The sequence below is a fragment of the Pseudomonas sp. WS 5051 genome, assembly GCF_012985715.1.
GTDB classification, from domain to species: Bacteria; Pseudomonadota; Gammaproteobacteria; order Pseudomonadales; family Pseudomonadaceae; genus Aquipseudomonas; species Aquipseudomonas bubulae.
Genome location: NZ_JAAQWV010000030.1, coordinates 1 through 2,365 on the forward strand (window position 1 = coordinate 1; position 2,365 = coordinate 2,365).

Here is a 2,365-nt window from a genome sequence, read left to right on the forward strand (position 1 = left end):
GTAAGCGTCCAGCCGCCCCACCTTTACTCGGGCTGTGGACCCAGCGGTAGTAGCTCATCGATCCGGCTATTGGGCCAGGCGGGGAGTTTTTCCAGTGTGGCTTTGAGCCAGGCGGCGGGTTCGAGGTCGTTCAGTTTGGCGGTTGCCAGCAGGCTCTGGATCGCGGCGGCACGGTGGCCGGCGCGCTCTGAACCGGTAAATAACCAGTTCTTTTTGCCCAAAGCAATCGGCCGGATGACGTTCTCGACCGGGTTGTTGTCGATCGGCAAGATCGCGCTCTGGGCGTAGCGCGACAGCGCCGGCCAGCGTTTCAGGCTGTAGTCCATGGCACGAGCCAGGCCGCCGCCATCGGCGATGGTGTCTCGCGTGCTTTGCAGCCACGCCTGCATGGCCTGTAGCTTGGGTAGCGCCTCGCGTTCGCGCAGGGCTTGTCGCTCGGCGTTGGCAGCATCGCGACCGCGCGCTTCGATCTCGTACAACTCGCTAATGCGCTGCAAGGCTTCGCCCGCCACCGGGCTTTGATTGGCCTTGTGCAGCTCGAAAAACTTGCGCCGGGCATGGGCCATGCAGCCGACTTCAGTGACGCCAGTGGTGAACAGCGCTTTGTAGCCGGCATAGTCATCGACCACCAGATGGCCTTTCCAGTCTTGCAGAAAGGCGCGCGCATGCGCACCGCTGCGCCCAGCTTGATAATCGAACACAGCAATTTGTGGACCGTCATCAAGGTCGCCGCTGCGATAGGCCCAAAGGTAGGCGCGCTTGGTTTTGCCCTGGCCGGGATCGAGCTGTTGCACCGGTGTTTCATCGGCATGCAGCAAACATCGCTGCCTTAACAGCTCGCTTAATCGATCTGCCAGTGGTTGCAGCGCGACGCCGTAGCGGCCGACCCAGTCAGCCAAGGTCGAGCGCGCGAGCGTTACACCGGCTCGCGCGGCGATTTGTTCGATGCGATAGAGCGGCAGGTGATCGACGTATTTGCTGATCAGCACCCACGCGATCAAACCGGCAGCCGCCATGCCGCCATCAATCACGGCCGCTGGGATCGGCGCGGCGACGATGCGTTCGCACGGCCGGCAGGCGTATTGCGGACGGATGTGTCGGTGCACGAAAAACGTTGCAGGTGTAACGTCCAACTGCTCGCTGATGTCTTCACCGATCTTGACCAGCGCGCCGCCGCACTCACCACAGGTGCAGCTTTCTGGCTCGTGACGATGGTCGATGCGCGGCAGATGCTCCGGCAGCGGTTGCCGACCGGCACGCTGACGCTGGGCACGCAGCGCAGGCAGTTGCTGCTCGGTTTCGGCCTCAATGGCGGCGCTATCAATCTCGAGTGTCTCGCGAAATAGATCACGCTGTTCCGGCGACAGGGCTTCGTTTTTGACTCCAAAACGAATGCGCTTGAGGTGCGCCAGTTCAAGGGTCAACGCTTGGATTTTCATCTCTGCGAGTTTGAACTTTGCGTGCAAACTCTCGACTTGCGCTGCTTGCAGTTGCAGCGGCAAAACGACCGCAACGACGCCTTCCTGCTGGACGCAGTCGAGGTTTAAAGAGGCGAGTTCGGCGGTTAGATCCATGCGTGGATTTTAACCGAAAAAAGTCTGGAAGGCCCGAAAATACTGGCTTTCAGCGCACGTTTTTACACCTGTAAATGACTCATTGGCCGAGCCTCCAGTCGCTGCCAATCGACCCCGGTTATCAGCCATTGCCATTGATCTTGGCTCAAGGTAAACAGCCGTTCGCCGGCACTCGGCCACACGAAACTGCCGCGATGCAAACGCCGCTGACTCAGCCAGACGCCCGTGCCGTCCCACTGCAACAACTTGATCCGCGTGCCACGTCGATTGCGAAAAGCGTAGGCCGTGCCATCGCAAGGTGAGCGTCCCAGCGACAGCTGAATGCGCGCCGAAAGCCCATCGATCCCCAAGCGCATATCGACCGGTTCGATCACCAGCCAAACCTGAGTTGGCGCAAACGAAAAGCCAGGCATCAGACCATCCCCCGCAGCAACTCGGCCAACCACGCAGGCTCGACAGAGGACGGCAACGCCAACGACCAGCCGCTGGCATGGCGCAACAATAGTTGCACAGTAGCGGGCGAATGCCTCAGCGTCACCGGCACCAACGTCAGCGGCAACTCTGCCGGGTTTGGGTTGCCGCGTTTAATCCAATAGGCCAGCCTCTTGGAACTGAGCTCATGCTGCTGACAGTAAGCAACCTGCGTCAATCCGCTACTACGCCAGGCTTGAACATGTGCGATCCATAACTCGCGCCGCACTGACATTGGTTCCATGTAACTCTCCCGACGAAAAGAGCACAGGATGCCGACCGAGTCGAATGGGTTACAGGTGGTAGGGCTGGACGCTTAC

General features: G+C 60.2%; 3 protein-coding genes. All 3 read right to left on the bottom strand.

The annotated features are described in order from the left end of the window. Positions 1 to 23: 23 nt before the first annotated feature. The 3 genes from HBN79_RS23785 to HBN79_RS23795 all read right to left on the bottom strand — a co-directional run bounded on the left by HBN79_RS23785 (position 24) and on the right by HBN79_RS23795 (position 2,289). Positions 24 to 1,574, bottom strand: coding sequence for an IS66 family transposase (locus tag HBN79_RS23785; RefSeq protein WP_153439334.1), 1,551 nt, complete (start codon positions 1,572 to 1,574; stop codon positions 24 to 26). 62 nt (positions 1,575 to 1,636) lie between these two features. Further along, positions 1,637 to 1,987: an IS66 family insertion sequence element accessory protein TnpB gene (gene tnpB / locus HBN79_RS23790; protein ID WP_153439332.1), complete on the bottom strand. Its 351-nt coding sequence runs from the start codon at positions 1,985 to 1,987 to the stop codon at positions 1,637 to 1,639. Further along, positions 1,987 to 2,289 carry a hypothetical protein gene (locus HBN79_RS23795; protein WP_203304377.1) on the bottom strand — a complete coding sequence of 101 codons (303 nt, stop codon included), beginning with the start codon at positions 2,287 to 2,289 and terminating at the stop codon, positions 1,987 to 1,989. Before HBN79_RS23795 ends, tnpB begins: the two co-directional genes overlap by 1 nt. Between the last annotated feature and the right edge of the window lie 76 nt (positions 2,290 to 2,365).